Origin of the sequence: Acidovorax sp. sic0104 (assembly GCF_019219095.1) — a bacterium.
GTDB lineage: Bacteria > Pseudomonadota > Gammaproteobacteria > Burkholderiales > Burkholderiaceae_C > Acidovorax.
Genome location: NZ_JAHUWH010000006.1, coordinates 140,768 through 157,555, shown reverse-complemented (window position 1 = coordinate 157,555; position 16,788 = coordinate 140,768). Strand labels below are relative to the sequence as shown.

At 67.1% G+C, this 16,788-nt stretch carries 15 protein-coding genes and 1 tRNA gene; 13 read left to right on the top strand and 3 right to left on the bottom strand.

The features are described from left to right. Position 1: 1 nt before the first annotated feature. The 4 genes from KW835_RS11925 to KW835_RS11910 all read left to right on the top strand — a co-directional run bounded on the left by KW835_RS11925 (position 2) and on the right by KW835_RS11910 (position 3,020). Positions 2-427 carry an NfeD family protein gene (locus KW835_RS11925; protein WP_218382595.1) on the top strand — a complete coding sequence of 142 codons (426 nt, stop codon included), beginning with the start codon at positions 2-4 and terminating at the stop codon, positions 425-427. Between the two features lie 66 nt (positions 428-493). Continuing rightward, a complete protein-coding gene (locus KW835_RS11920; RefSeq protein WP_218382594.1) occupies positions 494-1,420 on the top strand; it encodes an SPFH domain-containing protein in 927 nt (308 codons plus the stop codon). 226 nt (positions 1,421-1,646) lie between these two features. Next, positions 1,647-2,855 carry a GGDEF domain-containing protein gene (locus KW835_RS11915; RefSeq protein ID WP_218382593.1) on the top strand — a complete coding sequence of 403 codons (1,209 nt, stop codon included), beginning with the start codon at positions 1,647-1,649 and terminating at the stop codon, positions 2,853-2,855. Between the two features lie 75 nt (positions 2,856-2,930). Further along, positions 2,931-3,020: transfer RNA gene (locus KW835_RS11910), tRNA-Ser, on the top strand. Between the two features lie 195 nt (positions 3,021-3,215). On the opposite strand, the gene KW835_RS11905 is transcribed toward KW835_RS11910, so the two are convergent. Next, positions 3,216-4,100, bottom strand: coding sequence for a bile acid:sodium symporter family protein (locus KW835_RS11905; RefSeq protein WP_218382592.1), 885 nt, complete (start codon positions 4,098-4,100; stop codon positions 3,216-3,218). A gap of 159 nt (positions 4,101-4,259) precedes the next feature. Then, positions 4,260-4,784 (bottom strand): DUF962 domain-containing protein, encoded by a 525-nt coding sequence (locus KW835_RS11900; RefSeq protein ID WP_218382591.1) that lies wholly within the window; start codon positions 4,782-4,784, stop codon positions 4,260-4,262. Positions 4,785-4,926: 142 nt separating this feature from the next. On the opposite strand from KW835_RS11900, the gene KW835_RS11895 reads away from it, so the two are divergent. The 9 genes from KW835_RS11895 to KW835_RS11855 all read left to right on the top strand — a co-directional run bounded on the left by KW835_RS11895 (position 4,927) and on the right by KW835_RS11855 (position 13,444). Then, entirely contained in the window at positions 4,927-5,631 is a 705-nt protein-coding gene (locus tag KW835_RS11895; RefSeq protein WP_218382590.1) for a Crp/Fnr family transcriptional regulator, read from the top strand. A 105-nt stretch (positions 5,632-5,736) separates the two neighbouring features. Beyond that, the gene (locus KW835_RS11890) at positions 5,737-7,170 is read left to right on the top strand and encodes an aldehyde dehydrogenase family protein (protein WP_218382589.1); all 1,434 of its coding nucleotides are present in this window, start codon (positions 5,737-5,739) and stop codon (positions 7,168-7,170) included. A 100-nt stretch (positions 7,171-7,270) separates the two neighbouring features. Then, positions 7,271-7,879: a DUF2889 domain-containing protein gene (locus KW835_RS11885; RefSeq protein ID WP_218382588.1), complete on the top strand. Its 609-nt coding sequence runs from the start codon at positions 7,271-7,273 to the stop codon at positions 7,877-7,879. Positions 7,880-7,941: 62 nt separating this feature from the next. Continuing rightward, positions 7,942-8,703 (top strand): SDR family oxidoreductase, encoded by a 762-nt coding sequence (locus tag KW835_RS11880; RefSeq protein WP_218382587.1) that lies wholly within the window; start codon positions 7,942-7,944, stop codon positions 8,701-8,703. A gap of 242 nt (positions 8,704-8,945) precedes the next feature. After that, on the top strand, positions 8,946-10,082 hold the full coding sequence (gene moaA, locus KW835_RS11875; protein ID WP_218382586.1) for a GTP 3',8-cyclase MoaA: 1,137 nt from the start codon (positions 8,946-8,948) through the stop codon (positions 10,080-10,082). A gap of 286 nt (positions 10,083-10,368) precedes the next feature. Beyond that, positions 10,369-11,007: a molybdenum cofactor guanylyltransferase MobA gene (gene mobA, locus KW835_RS11870; RefSeq protein WP_218382585.1), complete on the top strand. Its 639-nt coding sequence runs from the start codon at positions 10,369-10,371 to the stop codon at positions 11,005-11,007. Between the two features lie 8 nt (positions 11,008-11,015). Beyond that, entirely contained in the window at positions 11,016-11,603 is a 588-nt protein-coding gene (locus tag KW835_RS11865) for a GNAT family N-acetyltransferase (RefSeq protein WP_218382584.1), read from the top strand. A 45-nt stretch (positions 11,604-11,648) separates the two neighbouring features. Continuing rightward, positions 11,649-13,022 (top strand): molybdopterin molybdotransferase MoeA, encoded by a 1,374-nt coding sequence (locus tag KW835_RS11860; protein WP_218382583.1) that lies wholly within the window; start codon positions 11,649-11,651, stop codon positions 13,020-13,022. A gap of 86 nt (positions 13,023-13,108) precedes the next feature. Beyond that, positions 13,109-13,444, top strand: coding sequence for a thioredoxin family protein (locus KW835_RS11855; protein WP_218382582.1), 336 nt, complete (start codon positions 13,109-13,111; stop codon positions 13,442-13,444). 152 nt (positions 13,445-13,596) lie between these two features. Here the strand turns inward: KW835_RS11855 and KW835_RS11850 are convergent, their stop codons facing one another. Then, positions 13,597-16,767 carry an efflux RND transporter permease subunit gene (locus tag KW835_RS11850; protein ID WP_218382581.1) on the bottom strand — a complete coding sequence of 1,057 codons (3,171 nt, stop codon included), beginning with the start codon at positions 16,765-16,767 and terminating at the stop codon, positions 13,597-13,599. Positions 16,768-16,788 lie beyond the last annotated feature (21 nt).

Below are 16,788 nucleotides of genomic sequence, written 5' to 3'. Positions count from 1 at the left end.
AATGGAGGAATCCACCATCTGGTGGCTGGCAGCAGGAGCACTGGTCGTGGCGGAACTGCTCACCGGCACCTTCTATCTGCTCATGGTGGCCTTCGGCCTGGCTGCTGCCGCTGTGGGCGCGCACCTCGGACTGTCGTTCGCCCTTCAGATCGTGGCCGCAGCGGTAGTGGGTGGCGGTGCCGTGCTGGCGTCGTACCAGCTCAAGAAACGGCGCCCCGGCGACCCCTCGGCGCGCGCGGACCGCAGCGTGAACATGGACGTGGGCGAAACCGTGCTCATCGACAGCTGGAACCCCGACGGCACCACCACCGTGAAGTACCGAGGAGCGCAGTGGACAGCCATCCACCGCCCCGGCATCACGCCATCGACAGGCATGCACCGCGTCGCGGAGCTTGTAGGCAACCGCCTGCTGGTAGACCCGCTGTAGCGCGCAGCCGCAAGTACAGCGGTCAACCACCAACCCTTTCTTCACCATTTGCAAAAAGGCTGAGCCATGGAAATCGCCGTCCCCGTCACCATACTCATCATCGCGGTGATCTTCATCGCGCGCGCGGTCAAGGTTGTCCCCCAGCAGAACGCCTGGGTGAAGGAGCGCCTGGGCAAGTACGCCGGCACGCTCGCGCCGGGCCTGAACCTCCTCGTGCCCTTCATCGACAAGGTCGCGTACAAGCACAGCCTGAAGGAAATCCCGCTCGACGTACCCAGCCAGATCTGCATCACGCGCGACAACACGCAGCTGCAGGTGGACGGCATCCTGTACTTCCAGGTCACCGACCCCATGCGCGCGAGCTACGGCTCCAGCAACTACATCATGGCCGTCACCCAACTGGCACAAACCTCGCTGCGCTCCGTGATCGGCAAGCTCGAGCTGGACAAGACCTTCGAGGAGCGTGACATCATCAACGCACAGGTGGTGCAGGCCATCGACGAAGCAGCGCTGAACTGGGGCGTGAAAGTGCTGCGCTACGAGATCAAGGACCTGACACCGCCGGCCGAGATCCTGCGCTCCATGCAGGCCCAGATCACGGCCGAGCGTGAGAAGCGCGCGCTCATAGCCGCTTCCGAGGGCCGCCGCCAGGAGCAGATCAACATCGCCACCGGCGAGCGCGAGGCGTTCATCGCTCGCTCCGAAGGTGAAAAACAGGCCGTCATCAACAAGGCCCAGGGCGAGGCCGAGTCCATCAAGGCCGTGGCCGAAGCCACTGCCCAGGCCATCGAACGCGTCGCCGCCGCCATCCGCCAGCCCGGTGGCGACCAAGCCGTACAGCTCAAGGTGGCCGAAAAAGCCGTCGAGGCCTACAGCCAGGTCGCGGCCGACGCGACCACCACCCTCATCGTCCCGAGCAACATGACCGAGGTGTCGGCCCTCATCGGCTCTGCCATGAAGATGGTGCAAGGCACCGGTGCGCCGCGCGCGTGACAGCCCCGGCGCGGCAGGCCGCACCCACAAGCCCACCCGTACCACTGCGACTCGCTTGAACCCCGCCGGGCCGGCGCGCTGAAGGGCTGCGCCCGGAGCGCTTCGCGCGGGGTTTTCTACGCCTTCCACCGTCGATGGCTGGCAATGCGGCCTGCATGCCGACCCGCCGCGGCTAGCATCGGAGCACCCTCTCTCCCCTCAGCGATACCTGCGTCAACAAGATTCCATGGCCGCCACCCTCGTCGTCGGCATGCTTTGCGTGCACCTGCTCTGCTTCGGCGTCATGTTCCTGCTGATCAGTGCCCGGCTGAAAGACAAGAAACTGGGCATGGAAGTATTCGCCATCGGCAACTTCCTGCTGGGCACGGCATACGTACTCCAATTGCTCGGCGGCCCGCCTGGATGGGGCGCGATGAGTGTGGTCAACCACACGCTGACCCTGTGCGCGCCTGCGGTCTACTGCATCGGCGCCATGCGCTTCTTCGGCCGCGCCACGCCTCTGTGGCGACCACTGGCCGCCCTGGCTCTGACGTACACCGCAGCGCAGGCATTGGTGCACTGGGCGCTGGGGCCTGCGGCCCGCTACGCCATGCTCGCAGGCGCCTCTGCCCTTCTCTTTCTTGGCATGACGGCGGCAGTGATCGTCGGCGCTCGCACGTTTGCCCGCGACCTGCGCTCCGAGATGATCGTTTTCGCCGTGCTGATCGGCGGCATCTGCGGACTCAATGCCGTGAAGTTCGCGATGATCGTCCAGGGCGGGCTGCCGGCCCTGGACATGGATGCCCGCTTTCAGACTGCGTTCTACCTCTACATGTCCTTCCTGGCGACCGTGCTCGCGCCGTCCATCATCTGGCTGGTGCTGCGCCGCCTTACCGATGAACTGCGCGCCATGGCCGAGCACGATCCACTCACAGGACTGCTGAACCGGCGCGGGCTGCTCGATGGCCTGCAAGCGTACTTCCGCTCCCGAACGGCAGGGCCGGCGCACCTGTTGATTGCGGACATCGACCATTTCAAGCACATCAACGACACCCACGGCCACCAGGTGGGCGACAAGGTTCTACGACATGTCGCCGACGTGCTAAGGCGCACCATCCGCCAGGGAGACCTGGCCGCCCGCGTTGGCGGAGAAGAGTTCGTGGTGGTCTGCCTGAACACCGACGCGAGCGGTGCCGTGCGCCTGGCAGAACGCACCCGAGCTGCCATCGAGAACAGTGGCGCAGTGGTAGCCGACGAACCGCACACCGCCATCCGCTGCACCGCGACCATCGGACTCTCGGATGGCTTCGCCAGCGCGCAGGGATTGGACCACGCCATGCAACAGGCCGATGCCGCGCTGTACCGGGGCAAGACTGCCGGGCGCAACCGTGTCGAGCCAGGCAGCGATACCCTGCTGCCGGGCCTGGCCAGCACTGCGGCCCCTGCAGCGACCTGAGCCCGCAACAAAATTACCCCCAAGCACGCCGCGCCGCAGAAATCGGCTCAAAGCACTGCTACAATAGCGGGCTTCGGAGAGGTGGATGAGCGGTTTAAGTCGCACGCCTGGAAAGCGTGTGTGGGCTAATCCCCACCGCGGGTTCGAATCCCGCCCTCTCCGCCAACAATACTGAGCGCCATGCGGCTTCCAAGCCCATGGCGCTTTTTTACGTCCCCACGCATGCCAGCCAGCGGTTGCCAGAAGAAATGCGGGGGGGCGGAGCGCTTTGCCCATCTCCAACACGGTATGTGCGCGAAAGGCGAAGGATCGGGCATGCGGTAACGCGTGCATTGCCGGGCGATCTCCGCCACAGGCCCGTCAGGCCGAGCCCGCGTGGCGCCCTGCTTTGCCCCTTCGCCGCAGCACCGCCACACCGAACAGCGTTGCCAACACATACATGCTGACCGAGTAGATGGCCGCCGGCAGCGCTAGCTGGAAGTTCTCCAGCACCGACAGCGCGATGAAGATCGCGAGGGTGGAGTTGTGTATGCCGATCTCGAAGCAGATGGCCGTGGCCATCGACCTGTCGAGCCCCGCCGCGCGGGCGAGGTAGTAGCCCGATGCGAGGCTGATGGCGTTGAACAGCAGCACCGCCGGGCCGATGCCGGCGAAGGACTCGACGAGCGCCGTCCATTCCTTGGCGATGGCGATCAGCGCAAACGCGGCCAGCACCACGGCACTGAAGATCTTCATGGGCTTTTCCATGCGGGCGCTGAACGTAGGCGCGCGCCGGTGCACGGCCATTCCAAGCACCACCGGCACGAGCACGATGACGATCACCTCCACGACCTTGCCGAACTGCAACGGCACCACCTGCCCCGTGTGGGCAAAGGTGGCGATGGCCCAGTTGGTGATGAGGGGCAGGCTCACGATGGAGAGCACCGTGTTGATCGCCGTGAGCGAGATGTTCATCGCCACGTTGCCACCGAACAAATGGCTGAACAGGTTGGCCGACACGCCGCCAGGCGATGCGGCCAGCAGCATCAGCCCCACCGCGTAGAGCGGCGCCACGCCCAGCAGCACGATGAGCGCGTAGCACGCGGCAGGCAACACCAGCACCTGCAGGACGAGCGCGAGCACCACGGCGCGCGGGTGCTGCGCCAGCCGCGTGAAGTCGCCCACCGTGAGCGACAGGCCCAGGCCGAACATGACGAGGCCCAGCGCAATGAACAGCAGCGTGGGCAGGATGGACACAAAACTCATGGGCGCACACGGCCCGCGGGGGCCGCGCTCCGTTCAATGGGACTCAAGCGACAGCGCCCACGGCGCCTGTGAGAGCGCCGTGGGCCGGATGCCGCTATCCCGACAACATGGGGAGAGAAGGAGGGAGAAGCAAGCGAGGGAGAAGACAGCCCCCACCGCCTATGCGGCGGCCTGCCCCGTACGCAGGCGCACCGGGCCGCTGCGCTCTTCGATGGCCGCCTGCACTTCCTTGCGCAAGCCCAGCGCGAAGGCCCATTCGGCCACCACGAACAACGGGCCGACGATCAGGCCCGCCAGGTCGTCCACGAACGCGGGCTTGCGGCCTTCGTAGTAGTGGCCCACGAACTGAATCACCCAGCCCACTGCGAACAAGCCGATGCCCGCTCCCAGCCACACGGCCAGGCTCTGCACCGCCAGCCATTGCGCCGCCACCAGCATGGCCGCCAGGATCGCCGCCATGGACAGGCCCAAGCGCGTGTCCAGGCGCAGGTAGAACACGCTGGCGGCCAGCGCGCAGAACAGCGCCGGCGTCACCGGCAGATCGCCCACCATCCACGCGGGGCGCGAGAGCAGCACGACCACAGCGAACATGATCATCGGCACGCCCACGAAATGGGTGTGGATGTTGCGCGGGTCGCGGTGGTAGTCGGCGTACTGGGACAGGTGGTCGATCAGGGTTTTCATGGGTGTCTCCGCATGTTGTTTTGAGCAGCATCAATACTCACCCGGGCGTCCCGTCAGCGTCTGTCGGACACACGACAAAAAGGCACACTCCAGGCTGGGCACCAGCCCCTGCCCAGCCGTACGCATACCGCTTCCACACCGCATGACCGACCCTGCTGCCTACCTGCCCATCCTCGAGTCCGGCCGCTGGTTCGCCCACCTGCCGCCCGACTTCGCACTGCCGCTGATCGGCATGGCGCACCTGCGCCAGCTGCAGGCGGGCGAGGTGCTGTTCCTGCGCGGCGACGCGCCCTGCGGGCTGTATGCGGTGGTGCGCGGGGCCATCAGCATCTCGGGCACGGGCGGGCGCGCCAACGAGGCGCGTTCGGCGCTGCTCACGCGGCTGGAGCCGCCCCACTGGTTCGGCGAGATATCGGTGTTCGATGGTTCGGCGCGCACCCACGATGCGCATGCCGCCGAGGCCAGCACGCTGGTGCAGATACCCCACGAGCGCCTGCAGGCCTGGCTGCAGGCCCACCCGGCGCACTGGCATGCGCTGGCGCTGCTGCTGACCGACAAGCTGCGCACCGCCTTCGTGGCCATCGAGGAGCTGGCGCTACTGCCCGCGCCGCAGCGCCTGGCCCGGCGCCTGGTGATGATGGCCGAGGGCTATGGGCAGTGGACTGCAGGGGGCCAGTCGCGTCGTGTGCTGTCCATCTCGCAGGAGCAACTGTCGCTGATGCTGGCCATCTCGCGGCAGACCACCAACCAGATCCTCAAGGACCTGGAGCAGCGCCACCTGGTACGCGTGCACCGCGGCGAGGTGGAAATCCTGGACCTGGCCGCCCTGCGCGCGGCATGCTTATGATTTTGCTACTCAATCGATAGCAACCTACGCTTTCTGACAAAGCGTGAGAGGCGGTTTTCGCACAAATACTAAGCACACATTCCATTTCGGGGCAAAATGGCGGGCATGCAACTGAACTACATCGCCAACGCCTCCGTGGCGTCCGCCTCAGGCCGCACCATCCCCGTGATCGACCCGTCGGATGGCCAGCCGTTCGACGAGATCCAGCGCAGCAATGCCGACGACATCGACGCGGCGGTGCATGCGGCACGCCAGTGCTACAACGCGGTGTGGCACAAGGTGGCGCCCGTGGAGCGCGGCCGGCTGCTTCAAAAGCTCTCGGCCAAGATCCTCGAGCATGCCGACGAGCTCACGGCGCTGGAGCAGCGCGACTGCGGCAAGCCCACCAAGCAGGCGCGGGCCGACGCGATAGCGCTGGCGCGCTACTTCGAGTTCTATGCCGGTGCCTGCGACAAGTTCCACGGCGAGACCATCCCCTACCCCGACGGCTACAGCGTGCTCACCTGGCGCGAGCCCCACGGCGTCACGGGCCACGTCATCCCCTGGAACTACCCCATGCAGATCTTCGGCCGCAGCGTGGGCGGCGCGCTGGCGGCGGGCAACGTCTGCGTGGTCAAGCCGGCGGAAGACGCCTGCCTGTCGCTGATCCGCGTGGCGCAGCTGGCGGCCGAGGTGGGATTTCCGTCCGGCGCGCTGAACATCGTCACCGGCTACGGCCACGAGGTGGGCGACGCACTGGCGCGCCACCCGGGCATCGATCACATCAGCTTCACCGGCAGCCCCAAGATCGGCACGCTGATCCAGCAGGTGGCGGCCGAGCGCCACTGCCCCGTGACGCTGGAGCTGGGTGGCAAGAGCCCGCAGATCATCTTTGCAGACGCCGACCTGGACGCCGCCATCCCCGTGGTCATCAACGCCATCGTGCAGAACGCCGGGCAGACCTGCTCGGCCGGCTCGCGCGTGCTGATCGATTCGCTGATCTATGAACCCCTGCTCGAGCGCCTGGGCAAGGCCTTCGAGAAGCTGCGTGTGGGCCCTGCGGCCATGGACCTGGATGTGGGCCCGCTGATCCGCCAGACCCAGCAGCAGCGGGTGTGGGACTTCCTGTCGGACGCCCAGGTGGCCGGCATCCCCATGGTGGCGCAGGGCATCGTGGTGCCCGATGCCCCCGACACCGGCTACTACCAGGCGCCCGTGCTGCTGCGCGACGTTCCGGTGAACCACCGCCTCGCACAGGAAGAAGTCTTCGGCCCCGTGCTGTCGGCCATGGCCTTCCAGGACGAGGACCACGCGGTGGAGCTGGCCAACGCCACGCAGTTCGGCCTGGTGGCCGGCATCTGGACGCGCGACGGCGCCCGCCAGTTCCGCATGGCCAAGCGCGTGCACAGCGGCCAGGTGTTCATCAACAACTACGGCGCGGCAGGCGGTGTGGAGCTGCCTTTCGGCGGCGTCAAGTCGAGCGGCTATGGCCGCGAAAAGGGCTTCGAGGCGCTGTACGGCTTCACCACCCTGAAAACCGTCGCCATCAAGTACGGCTGATCGCTGCGCGGCTGCCACTCCTCGCCTGTCGCATGGGTGCGCGACGGCGCGGCCGGCGGCCCCTACCCTTGGCCTCTTCCGTTCGACGCTTGAACCCTACATGCCCCTGATCCCCTCCGCACCCCGCACCTTGAAGCACGTCCGCCGGGTGAACTACCAGGGCTTCGAGCGCGAAGACGGACTGTGGGACATCGAGGGCGAGCTGCACGACAGCAAGGCCTACGATGCGCCTTCGTTCCGCGATGCCACCGGCACGCGCCGTGCCGGCGAGCCCATCCACCACATGTGGCTGCGCGTGACGGTGAACCGCCAGCTGGTGGTGCAGGCCATCGACGTGGCCATGGACGCACACCCGCTCAAGGACTGCACTGCGGCCCAGGCCGCGCTGCAGCGCATGGTGGGCTGCAGCATGGCGCGCGGCTGGCGCCAGTCCATCCAGAAGCACCTGGGCGGGGTGGAAAGCTGCACGCATCTGCGCGAGTTGCTGTTCAACCTGGCGACGGCGGCCTTCCAGTCGGTGCCTGCGGTGTTTTCGTCCGCCAACCCGGATGAGCCGCCGCGCCACCTGGGCCAGTGCACTGGCTGGGACTTCAACGGCAACGGCGTGAAGGAATACTTCCCGCAGTTTTATGGCCGGGCGCCCAAGGCACCCGCTCCCCCGCCGGCCACCGCATCTGAAAAATCAGCCCCATCGGGCTCCAGCGCTTGATAGGCAAGCGCTAGCAGCTATCATTTTTGACAAACATCACCCCAACCCATCGGAGACCCCCAATGCGCGTGCTGAACAAATCCATCATCGTCACCGGCGCCGGCAACGGCATTGGCGAAGGCATCGCCAAGCGCCTGGCCGCCGAGGGCGGCAAGGTCGTGGTGAACGACATCAACGAAGCTGGCGGCCAGCGTGTGGTGAGCGAGATCACCGCCGCCGGCGGCACCGCCGCCTTCGTGAAGGCCGACGTCACCAGCTCGGCCGAGGTGAAGGCGCTGGTGGACGAAACGGTGCGCCTGTACGGCCGCCTGGACGTGGTGGTCAACAACGCCGGCTGGACGCACCGCAACCGCCCCATGCTCGAAGTGAGCGAAGAAGACTTCGACAAGGTCTATGCCATCAACATGAAGAGCATCTACCTGTCGGCCATCCACTCGGTGCCCGAGCTGCGCAAGGCCGGCGGGGGCAGCATCATCAACATCGCCTCCACCGCCGGGCTGCGCCCCCGCCCGGGCCTGACCTGGTACAACGGCTCCAAGGGCGCCGTCATCATCACCAGCAAATCCATGGCGGCCGAGCTGGGCCCCGACAACATCCGCGTGAACTGCATCAACCCCGTGTTCAACCCGGACACGGGCCTGGCGGCGGAGTTCGCGGGCGGCCCGGTGGACGAGGCGCGCCGCGCCAAGTTCCTGGCCACCATCCCGCTGGGCCGCTTCTCCACGGCGCTGGACGTGGCCAACGCCGCGCTGTACCTGGCCAGCGACGAGGGCTCGTTCATCAGCGGCGTGTGCATCGAGGTGGACGGCGCGCGCTGCGTGTGAGCCGGGGCTGACAGGGTGCCACCCGCCCCCACCCAAACCTCCAGCCACCATCTGCTGTGCAATGGCACAACACCTTCGCGCTGACGGAGACACGATCAAATCCAAGGCGTTCATTGTTGCGGCGCAACACCCACGCGCGCTGCGCGCAATGAAAGCGCCATGACCCGCAGGAATTGATCCCGATCAACTCCGACCGCAGGGGCTTGGCCCGCCGAACCGAGCCCTTGCGGCAAAATCACGCCATGGCCGAACGAGTGATTCCCCTGGTGGACCAACGCATCGCCGCACTGGCGGCGCGGGTGCCTCTGCATGCCACGGCGCCCACCGGCCTGCTGACCGACACCCTGGGACGGCCGCTGCGCGACTTGCGCATCAGCGTCACGGACCGCTGCAACTTCCGCTGCAACTACTGCATGCCCAAGGAAGTCTTCGACAAGGACTACCCCTACCTGCCGCACGGCGCGCTTCTCAGCTTCGAGGAAATCACCCGGCTGGCGCGGCTCTTTCTGGCCCACGGCGTGCGCAAGATCCGCCTCACGGGCGGCGAGCCCCTGCTGCGCAAGAACCTGGAAGCCCTGGTGGCCCAGCTGGCCGCGCTGCGCACTGTGGACGGCCTGCCGCCGGACCTCACGCTCACCACCAACGGATCGCTGCTCGCACGCAAGGCGAAGGCCTTGAAGGACGCGGGCCTGAACCGCGTGACCGTGAGCCTGGACGGCCTGGACGACACGGTGTTCCGCCGCATGAACGATGTGGACTTTCCGGTGGCGGACGTGCTGGCCGGCATCGAGGCAGCGCATGCGGCGGGCCTGTCGCAGATCAAGGTGAACATGGTGGTCAAGCGCGGCACCAACGACCACGAGGTGCTGCCCATGGCGCGCCACTTCCGCGGCACGGGCACCACGCTGCGCTTCATCGAATACATGGACGTGGGCGCCACCAACGGCTGGCGCATGGACGAGGTGCTGCCCTCGGCCGAACTGCTCGAACGCCTGCGCGCCCAACTGCCCCTGGTCGCCCTGGACCCGAGCACCACCGGCGAGACCGCCGAACGCTGGGGCTATGCCAACGCGGCGGGCGAGCACGACCCCGCCCTGGGCGAGATCGGCGTGATCAGCAGCGTCACCCAGGCCTTCTGCCACGACTGCAACCGCGCGCGCCTGTCCACCGAAGGCAAGCTGTACCTGTGCCTCTTCGCCACCCAGGGCTACGACCTGCGCACCCTGCTGCGCGGCGGCGCCAGCGACGAGGCCATCGCATCGGCCATCGCCCCCATCTGGCAGCAGCGCAATGACCGTTATTCAGAGCTGCGCAGCAGCCTGCCCGCAGATACGGGCAGCGGCGCACGCAGGGTTGAAATGAGCTACATCGGCGGATGAGATGGAAGCTCCCCCTGAGTCGCCCTTGCACCCCGGGGCATCCGCCAGAGGCGACTGCTCTTCAGGACCGTCCAAGCCTGCGTGGGCAGGCTTGGAGCCGCTGCCCTCAGCCCCTCTCTCGCTGCGCGGGAGGGGGGCGCACGCAATGGACTGGCAAAGCCAGTTCCACGGGTGCACTCGTCTCGGCCGCGCCGATTCGCAGATTACGGGCTAAGCGCACCACTGCCATGAAATTCCGTACTGCCGCCCATCCCTTCACGGCCTGAACCAACGCTTGCCAAATTCCATGATTCCAACCCAAGACATCACCGGCCTGGTCCTCGCCGGCGGCCGTGGCTCACGCATGGGCGGGGTCGACAAGGGCCTGCAGAACTTTCGCGGCCTGCCGCTGGCGCTGCACACCTTGATGCGGCTGCAGATGCAGACGGGCGCGGTGATGGTCAACGCCAACCGCAACCTCGCGGCCTACGAGGCGTTTGGCGCGCCGGTGTGGCCCGATGTGCTGGCCGACTACCCTGGCCCGCTGGCGGGCTTTTTGACGGGCCTGGAGCGCTGCGAAACGCCATGGCTGCTGACGGTGCCGTGCGATACACCGCTCTTCCCGCTGGACCTGGCGGCGCGCCTGGCCGCTGCCGCCAGCGAGCAAAACGCCGAGATCGCCATGGCGTCTGCGCCAGAGGACAACGGCCAGGGCGGCATCGCCGTCCGCCCCCAGCCCGTGTTCTGCCTGCTGCGCGTGGAGCTGCTCGAGAGCCTGGTGGCTTTCACACAGGCGGGCGGCCGCAAGATCGATGCGTGGACGGGCCAGCACCGCTGCGCCTTCGTACCCTTTGACCAGCCGGGCGACGACCCGCAGGCATTCTTCAACGCCAACACGCTGGCCGAGCTGCAGGCGCTGGAGAGCGCCACCTCGCACCGCCCATGACAACCTCCATGTCTTCTGCAACCGCCTTTGCCGCAGCCGCCGCAGCACAGGCCGCCGTCCAGATCCGGCCCCTGGTGGCCGCCGACGCCGTGGCCTACAAGGCCTTGCGCGACGAGGCGCTGCGCACCGCGCCCGACGCCTTCACGTCGGACTACGCGTCATCCGCAGGCCGCTCGGCCAAGGAGTACGCAGTGCGCTTCGGCCCCCTGGATTCAGGCACCTTCTTCCTGGGCGCCTTCGATGCCGCAGGCCAGTTGCTGGGCTGCGTGGGCTGCGAGCGCGAGCAGCGCGTCAAGCAACGCCACTGCGCCAGCGTGGTGGGCATGATGGTGGCGCCCGCCGCCCAGCGCCGGGGCATCGGCCAGCAACTGGTGGCGGCCTGCGTGCAGGCCGCGCGGCATGTGCCGGGGCTCCTGCAACTGGTGCTCACGGTGACTGCGTCAAACACCCATGTAGTGCGGCTGTACGAGCAGGCGGGCTTTCGTGCCTGGGGCCTGCTGCCGCGCGCCATCGTGGTCGACAACGTGGCGTACGACAAGCTGCACATGCTGCTGTCGCTCACGGCCGACCCCTTTCCCGCCTGCCGCTCCAAGTGACGTGATGTTTGCCGCTCGGCGTACCCGACTGATTGTTTGCTGCCCATGAAGACCATTGCCCAGATCGCCGCCGAACTGCAGGGCTACGACCCCCAGGCGCTCAAAGCCGCCGATGTGAACGCGTTCCTCGGCCACCTGGTCGAGCCCGTGCAAGGCACCGAAGAGTTGCCGCTCTTCAGCGCCCTGGGCCGCGTGCTGGCCCGCGACGTGGTATCGCCCATCAGCGTGCCGCCGCACGACAACTCGGCCATGGACGGCTATGCGTTCACAGGTGCGCAACTGGCCCCGGGCCAGCCCCTCACCCTGCGCGTGGTGGGCACGGCGCTGGCAGGCAAGGCCTGGACGGGCACGGTGGCCGCAGGCGACTGCGTGAAGATCATGACCGGCGCCATCATGCCGGCAGGCCTGGACACCGTGGTGCCACAGGAATTCACCACCGCGCATGCCGATGGCGCGGACGGCAGCCCGCGCATCACCATCGCCGCCGACGTGCTGCAGCCGGGCGACAACCGCCGCTTCAAGGGTGAGGACCTGATGGAAGGCGGCGTGGCCCTGGCGCGGGGCGAATTGCTGACACCCGCCGCCCTGGGCCTGGTGGCCAGCCTGGGCCTGCCCACGGTGACCGTGTTCCGCCGCCTGCGTGTGGCGTATTTCTCCACCGGCGACGAGATCCTGAGCCTGGGCGAATCGCCCCGCGAAGGCGCGGTGTACGACAGCAACCGCTACACCGTGTTCGGCCTGCTCACGCGCCTGGGCGTGGAAGTGATCGATCTGGGTGTGGTGCGCGACGAACCCGCGCTGCTCGAAGCCGCCTTCCGCAAGGCTGCGTGGCAGGCAGACGCCATCATCACCAGCGGCGGCGTAAGCGTGGGCGAAGCCGACCACACCCGCACCATGATGAAGAAGCTGGGCGACGTCGCCTTCTGGCGCATCGCCATGCGCCCCGGCCGCCCCATGGCAGTAGGGCGCATCGCGGCCGATAAATTTGAAGCAAAAAATGCCGCTACCACCCATCCAGAAAGCGCCGATAGCTACGAAAATAGTAGCAATATCAAATCCGGCTCAGGCGCGGTGCTCTTCGGTTTGCCGGGCAATCCGGTGGCGGTGATGGTGACCTTCCTCGCCTTCGTGCGCCCCGCACTGCTGCGCATGATGGGTAGCACACGCACGACGCCGCCGCTGCTGCGCGCCGCGTCCACCGAGCCCCTGCGCAAGAAGCCCGGCCGCACCGAGTACCAGCGCGGCACGGTCACCACCGCGCCCGACGGCACCCTGCAGGTGCGCACCACCGGCAACCAGGGCTCGGGGGTGCTCAGCTCCATGGCGCAGGCCAACGGCCTCATCGTGCTTCACCACGGACAAGGCAACGTGGCCGTGGGCGACTTGGTGGACGTGATGGTGTTTGAAGGCGTGATCTGACACGGCCGTGAGCACATCGCTGGTGTAGAGCACGCACCCTCGCCCTAACCTGAGTCCCAACTTTTCACTTCATTCGCCGAATCGCCATGCCCTATACCGCCACGCACCTTGCCCAGCCTCCTGCCCGCGAAGACATCGACAGCCTGAAGGGCGCCACCGTGCTGGAGTTCGGCACACCCTGGTGCGGCCACTGCCAACGCGCCCAGCCGCTCATTGAAGCAGCGTTGACGGACCGCGCCGACATCGCGCACGTGAAAGTGGAAGACGGCCCCGGCCAGCGCCTGGGCCGCAGCTTCGGCGTCAAGCTCTGGCCCACGCTGGTCTTTCTCAAGGACGGCAAGGAAGTGGAGCGGCTGGTGCGGCCGCAAGGCCAGCAGGACATCGCCGATGCACTGCAGGCCGTCGCAGCGCCGGCAGGCTGATACGCCCGCAGGGCTTCGACAAGCTCAGCCAGAAGCCCACGGCTTTCTGCACGCCTGAAGCCGCACCGTCTCTCCCATGCCGGTGGGGTCCAAAAAACAAAAGGTCCCGACGGGACCTTTTGTGCCGATGGGCCCATACCGCTCTTGTGCCGCTACTTGCCCACGTAATCGTGCATGTGCAGCGCGTGCGCAGGCTCATCGCTCGCCACCGCCGTGTTAGCGCCCGGCACGGCCTTGCGCGCGAACAGGGTGTACATGGTGGGCACGACGAAGATGGTCAGCAGCGTGCCCAGCGACATGCCGCCCACGATCACCCAGCCGATCTGCATGCGCGTCTCGGCGCCCGCGCCGGTGGCCAGCGCGAGGGGGATGGCGCCCAGCACCATGGCGCCGGTGGTCATCAGGATGGGGCGCAGGCGCTGGGCCGAGGCCTTGACCAGCGCATCGACCATCTCCATGCCTTCTTCGCGCAGCTGGTTCGTGAACTCGACGATCAGGATCCCGTGCTTGGTGATCAGCCCCACCAGCGTGATCAACCCGATCTGCGAATACACGTTGAGCGAGCCGCCGCTCCACTTGAGCGCCAGCAGCGCGCCGATCATCGACAACGGCACCGACACCATGATCACCAGCGGGTCGATGAAGCTCTCGAATTGCGCGGCCAGAACCAGGAAGATGAACACGAGCGCCAGCAGGAACACGATGCCCAGCGCGCCCTGCGAGCTCTTGAACTCGCGCGAGGTGCCATTCAGGTCGGTCGTGTAGCCGGGCTTGAGCACCTTGGCGGCGGTGTCGTCCATGAACTTGAGCGCCTCGCCCAGCGAGTAGTCGGGCGACAGGTTGGCGGTGATGGTGGCCGAGCGGCGCTGCCCGAAGTGGTTGAGCTCGCGCGGGCTCACGCTCTCTCGCACCTTGACCAGGCTGGAGAGCGGGATCATCGAATCGTTGCGGCCACGCACGTAGATGGTGTCGATGTTCTCAGGCGTGGTGCGCCCGCGCGCCGACGTCTGCACGATCACGTCGTACTGCTCGGCATCGCGCTTGTAGCGCGTGACGGTGCGACCGCCCAGCATGGTCTCGATGGCCTTGGCCACCACGTCCACGCTCACGCCCAGGTCGGCCGCGCGCTCGCGGTTCACCTCGATGCGCAGCTCGGGCTTGTTCAGGCGCAGGTCGATGTCCGGCCCGACGATGCCGGGGTTCTGCGCGATCTCGGCCATGAAGGCCGTGGTCACCTCGTTGAGGTTTTCATAGCTGTCGGAGGTCTGGATCACATAGGTGAGCGGCCGCGCGCGAAAGCCTTGGCCCAGCGATGGCGGCGTGATCAGGAAGGAGCTCACCCCCGGCAGCGTGCCCACCTTGGGCTGCAGTTCGCGGGCCAGCTCCAGCGTGGTGCGCTTGCGATTCTCCCAGTCCACCGTGCGGTAAATGACGCTGCCCTGCGCTACCGTGGGGTTGCCGATGTTGGCGAAGATGCGGTCGAACTCGGGGTACTGTTGCCCGAGCTTCTCCAGCTCCAGCGCATACCGGTTGGTGTAGTCGAGTGTCGCACCGTCGGGCGCCGTGACGTTGACCAAAACCGTGCCACGGTCTTCCAGCGGCGACAGCTCCTGGCGCATGGTGGGATAGACGAGGGCCAGGGCCACACCGCTCACGGCCATGACCGCGATCACGATCCAGCGCGCCTGGAAGACAACGCCCCGGATACGACTGCCTCGCCCGGCTCCCACCTTGCCTGTGCCGCCTCCCCATCGGGCCGTCACGATCCAGCGCAACAGTCTGCCGTACGCGTCCGACAGCGCGGTGAGCCAGCGCTCCATGGACCGGTCGAACCAGTTGGGCTTGGGGTTGTGCTTGAGCAGCAGCGAACACATCATGGGCGACAGCGTGAGCGCGACGAAGCCCGATACCACCACCGCCCCGGCCAGCGCCAGCGCGAACTCCACGAACAGCCGGCCCGTGCGGCCCGGCGTGAAGGCCAGCGGCGCATACACCGCCACCAGCGTGAGCGTCATCGCCACAATGGCAAAACCGATCTCGCGCGCCCCCTTGATGGCTGCGGAGAACGGGTCGAGCCCTTCTTCGATGTGCCGGTAGATGTTCTCCAGCATCACGATGGCGTCGTCCACCACCAGGCCAATGGCCAGCACCAGCGCCAGCAGGGTAAGGGTGTTGATCGAAAAGCCCGCCAGCGACATCAGCGCGAAGCTGCCCACCAGGCTCACCGGGATGGTGATGATGGGAATGATGGAGGCGCGCAGCGTGCGCAAGAAGACGAAGATCACCAGCGCCACCAGCACCACGGCCTCGATGATGGTGGAGTACACGCTCTTGATGGACCGGTCGATGAACAGCGAATTGTCATTGGCCACATCGATCACGATGTCTGGCGGCAGGTCGGTCTTGAGGACGGGCATCATGGCGCGCACACCCTGGGCCAGCTCCAGCGGGTTGGCCGTGGCCTGGCGGATCACGCCGACCGAAATGGCCTCGCGCCCGTTCAGGCGCACGCGGCTGCGGTCGCTGGCCGCGCCCTCTTCCACCCGCGCCACGTCGCGGATGCGCACCGGAAATCCGTTGACCGTGCGTATCACCACCTCGGCAAACTGCCCGGGCGATGACAGATCGGTCTGCGACGTGACGCTGAACTCGCGCTGCTGCGACTCGATGCGGCCCGCGGGCAGCTCCAGGTTGTTCCTGCGGATCGCGTCTTCCACATCCTGCGTGGTCAGGCGGTAGCCGGCCATGCGCTCGGGGTCGAGCCACACGCGCATGGCGTACTTGCGCTCGCCGTAGATGGGCACGTCGGCCACACCGGTCACGGTCTGCAGGCGCGGCTTGACGATGCGGTTGACCAGGTCGTTGATCTCCAGCGGGCTGCGCGTGTCGCTGCTGAAGGCCAGCCACATCACGGGCGAGGCATCGGCCTCGACCTTGGCGATGACGGGCTCGTCCACCGCGTCGGGCAGGCGGTTGCGCACGCGGGCCGTGCGGTCGCGCACCTCGGCGGCGGCGTTGTCGGCGTCCTTCTCCAGGCGAAAGCGCACGCTGATCTGGCTTTGCTCGGGCCGGCTGATGGAGGTGATCACGTCCACCGCGTCGATGCCCGCGATGGAGTCTTCCAGCGGCTTGGTGACCTGCGATTCGATCACCTCGGCCGAGGCGCCCGCATAGCGCACGCTGACCGTGACCACGGGCTCGTCGATCTTGGGGTATTCGCGCACCGACAGGCGCGTGAAGCTCACCGCGCCAATCAGCAGCACCAGCAGCGACAGCACGGTCGCGAAGACCGGCCGGCGGATCGATATTTCAGCGAGTTGCATGGCGGCGGGGGGCTTCGGTCA